The organism is Oleiphilus sp. HI0128, from assembly GCF_001635365.1.
On record NZ_LWGG01000894.1, the window covers coordinates 1 to 3,703 of the forward strand.

Sequence of the window (3,703 nt, forward strand, 5' to 3'; positions counted from 1 at the left end):
GCAGCTCACCATTATACTGACAAACAAAAGCTTCATATTCCTTAGTCACAATACTTCCTTATTTGCCACTTTCTATCAGCTTAACTACCGCGTCAGCGGCTTGTTCACTTGCATTTAACCTCAAGCTTTTATGCAGTTCACTAAACGACTCTTGAGTTTCAGTTGCCTTAGAAGGTAAAAAGCGCTCCATTACCTGCTTTCCAATTAATTCTGGCTGAGCATCATCCTGAACTAGCTCGGGAACAAGCTCTCGACCAGCCAGCAAATTAGGCAATGATATGAAAGGAGCCTTCAGTAAGCGCTTCATAATATAGTGCGTAATCTTGGAGACTCGATAGGATACAACCATTGGACGATTTACCAGCATCGCTTCGAGCGTTGCAGTGCCCGACGCCAATACAATCACATCACTTGCAGCCATCACCTCACGCGAGCGACCTGAAATCAAGGTTAGCGGCAGGTTTACCTCGCAATCGTCTAACAAGGATAAAATTTGCTCTTTGCGCGCCTCATTAACATAAGGTAAAACAAATTTGATATTGGGGTCGCGCTCATACAACCAACACGCAGTATCAAGAAAGCTCTTACCTATATAAGAAATCTCACCTGCTCGACTTCCGGGAAGCAGTGCTACCAGTTTCGCATTTTGATCCAAGCCCAAAGCCTCACGAGCCGAGCTTTTATCTGAATGTTCTGGAATGCTGTCAGCCAGAGGGTGACCAACAAATCGTACTGCAACGTCATGCGCTTTATAAAATTTTGCCTCAAACGGAAAGAGAGTCAACATCAGATCGACTGCACGCGCTATTTTAAAAATACGCTTCTGACGCCATGCCCAAACAGAGGGGCTAACATAATGACCGGTTTTCAAGCCCTTTTTGCGCAAGGCCAATTCCAAGCCTATATTGAAGTCAGGGGCATCAATGCCAATAAAAGCATCCGGGCGTGATTTTAGAAAATGTTGTTTTAGGCGACGCCGAATACCAATCAGCTCAAAAATACGCCCAAGCACCTCAACAAGCCCCATAACAGAAAGCCGTTCCATTGGTACATGAGAGTTAAAACCCTCAGCTAGCATTAAAGGGCCACCAATACCTTCGAACCGAGCATTGGGATAACGCTTAAGCAGGGACTTGATCAAACCCGCACCTAAAATATCTCCGGAGGCTTCACCGGCTACCATTGCGATAGTCACTGGACGTTCAGATACAACGTTATCTGAAAGTTGTTCTTGAACCGATTGGTGTTCTTCAGCGCTACCCTTCATATCAGCCTAACGAATAATGCCCCGAGATGAGTTCTTGATACTTTCAACGAAGTGAGCAACATGTGCAGACGAAGCCGCTGCCTCTTCTAGCTCAATAAGCGCATCCTTCAAGTTCAAGCCTTGACGATAGATAACTTTATAGGCACGCTTTAGCTCCCGAATATCATCAGCGGTAAACCCTCTTCGCTTCAAACCTTCGGTATTCAGACCATGAGCCGAGGCAGATTGACCACTAGCCATGACAAAAGCAGGAATATCACGTAGAACAATACTCCCGCCAGCACTCATACTATGCGCCCCGATCTTACAGAACTGATGAACCATCGTTCCGCCACCCAAAATCACATTGCTTGCAACATGAACATGGCCCGCCAGGGTTGTGCTATTAGCAAAAATACAGTTATCACCGATAACACAGTCATGCGCTACATGTACATAAGCCATGAAGAGGTTATCACTACCAATGATCGTTTCCGACTGGTCCTGAGTAGTACCGCGATGAATAGTACAGTTTTCACGAATAATATTATTATCGCCAATAATTAATCGGGTAGGCTCTCCAGCATATTTTTTATCCTGGCACTCTTCTCCAACACTGGCGAACTGAAAGATCTTGTTATTCCGACCAATCGTTGTCGGCCCTTTAACAACCACATGAGAAAGTATCTGTGAACCTTCCCCTATCTCGACACCTTCACCAATATACGACCAAGGACCAACTTCCACACCAGCACCAATTATTGCCCCCTTTTCTACTATTGCTTGAGGGTGAACTTTAGTGTCTGAATGGATTTTGGCATCAGGGTGGATTGTCATTAACGTTCTCGCTCCGCTGTCATAATTTCTGCAATACAAGCAACCTCACCATCTACATATGCAGTACAGTCAAACTTCCAGATGTTATGCTTTGCTGCAATCAAATGAGATTCTAGTACCAGTTGATCGCCCGGAACAATTGGCCTTTTAAAGCGCGCTTTATTTGTTCCGGCAAAATAGTGTATTAAGTTTTCACTTGGCTTTTTGTTAGTCGTAATAAAGCCGAGTATGCCTGAAACCTGCGCTAGTGCCTCCAGCACAAGCACACCAGGCATGATTGGTTGATCAGGGAAATGTCCTTGAAAGTAGTTTTCGTTTACCGTCACATTTTTAAAGCCCTTGATCCATTCTCCGGCTTTAACCTCTGTAACTCGATCCACTAATAAAAAAGGGTAGCGGTGAGGAAGATATTCTTTAACGTCATTGATATCCATAATCATGAGATTCGACTCTTTTAAAGCAAGTTCAGGCAGTATCGCCAGCAGATCAAAACTATTTACTTGTCGGCAACAATCTTCTCTAATGCTTTTAAACGACCAGCCATTTTATCGAGCTGCCGAAGTCTTGCAATACTTTTCCGCCATTGAGCATTAGGCTGAACGCCCGTTCCAGACGAATACACGCCAGGCTCACTCAAGCTTTTTATCACCATCGTCATTGCAGTGATATGCACATCGTCAGTTATCGTTAAATGACCCGCTATACCACTTGCGCCGCCGATAACACAGTTCTTTCCGATCGTCGTACTCCCCGCAACAGCACAACATGCTGCCATGGCAGTATTTTCGCCAACACGGACATTGTGAGCAATTTGAATCTGATTATCGAGCTTAACGCCCTTCTCGATTACTGTATTGTCCAAAGCTCCACGATCAATGGCCGAATTAGCCCCGATTTCGACATCGTCCTCAATTACAACACCACCTAGCTGAACTATTTTTTCCCAGCCTCCCTTATTAGGAGCAAAGCCGAATCCATCTGAGCCTATCACGACACCACTATGAATAATGCAGCGCGCACCAATCGTCACGCCGTGATAGATATTGACGCCTGGATAAAGTCGAGTGCATTCACCTATCCGCGAGTCATCAGAAACTGTCGTATTTTCACCAATTACACAACCAGCCCCTAAGAAAACACCTTTACCAATTACTGCGCCAGCTCCCACAAAAACGCCTTCAGCGACCTCAGCAGTGTCATGCACAACAGCCGAAGGGTGGATATCTGAACCCGCACTAAGGTCAAGCTGGGTACTGTCCCACAAGTGAGTTAAACGCGCATACGCCAGGTAAGGGTTATCATGAATAATCAAATCTGCATCGTATGCTTCGGCTACCTGAGGGGTAACAATCACGGCACCGGCCTGGCTATCCGCTAAATATTTCTCATAGGCAGGATTCGCTAAAAAGCTTAAATCACCTGACTTAGCCGACTGCAGAGTCGAAAGGCCCGAGATGCTTATCGACGCATCACCTCGAACCTCTCCTTCCACATAGTCCGCCAAATATTTTAAGGTAAAGGCATTTTGCTTCATCTGATTAAACTCACGAAATATAGAAAGATCAGTTTAGCTTGTTAAGCTTCTCGATAATTTTATTTGTATAATCCATTTCTTGATTG

At 45.0% G+C, this 3,703-nt stretch carries 4 protein-coding genes; all 4 read right to left on the reverse strand.

What is annotated here, in order from left to right:
- Window positions 1-58: 58 nt before the first annotated feature.
- From lpxB to lpxD, 4 genes are read right to left on the reverse strand one after another with little or no spacing between them, the layout of a single operon-like run.
- Complete coding sequence (gene lpxB, locus A3763_RS14345) at window positions 59-1,267, reverse strand: lipid-A-disaccharide synthase (RefSeq protein ID WP_082880474.1); 1,209 nt, start codon at window positions 1,265-1,267, stop codon at window positions 59-61.
- Between the two features lie 6 nt (window positions 1,268-1,273).
- Window positions 1,274-2,083 (reverse strand): acyl-ACP--UDP-N-acetylglucosamine O-acyltransferase, encoded by an 810-nt coding sequence (gene lpxA / locus A3763_RS14350; RefSeq protein WP_068508215.1) that lies wholly within the window; start codon window positions 2,081-2,083, stop codon window positions 1,274-1,276.
- Window positions 2,083-2,523 carry a 3-hydroxyacyl-ACP dehydratase FabZ gene (fabZ, locus tag A3763_RS14355; protein WP_068507400.1) on the reverse strand — a complete coding sequence of 147 codons (441 nt, stop codon included), beginning with the start codon at window positions 2,521-2,523 and terminating at the stop codon, window positions 2,083-2,085. The genes lpxA and fabZ overlap by 1 nt, the downstream gene beginning before the upstream one ends.
- Before the next feature lie 56 nt (window positions 2,524-2,579).
- Window positions 2,580-3,617: a UDP-3-O-(3-hydroxymyristoyl)glucosamine N-acyltransferase gene (gene lpxD, locus A3763_RS14360; protein ID WP_068508218.1), complete on the reverse strand. Its 1,038-nt coding sequence runs from the start codon at window positions 3,615-3,617 to the stop codon at window positions 2,580-2,582.
- Window positions 3,618-3,703 lie beyond the last annotated feature (86 nt).

What these genes read in the sequence shown, in the direction of transcription:
- fabZ (WP_068507400.1), bottom strand. Translation starts at nt 2,523, where the DNA reads ATGATTATGGATATCAATGACGTTAAAGAATATCTTCCTCACCGCTAC.
- lpxA (WP_068508215.1), bottom strand. Translation starts at nt 2,083, where the DNA reads ATGACAATCCACCCTGATGCCAAAATCCATTCAGACACTAAAGTTCAC.
- lpxD (WP_068508218.1), bottom strand. Translation starts at nt 3,617, where the DNA reads ATGAAGCAAAATGCCTTTACCTTAAAATATTTGGCGGACTATGTGGAA.
- lpxB (WP_082880474.1), bottom strand. Translation starts at nt 1,267, where the DNA reads ATGAAGGGTAGCGCTGAAGAACACCAATCGGTTCAAGAACAACTTTCA.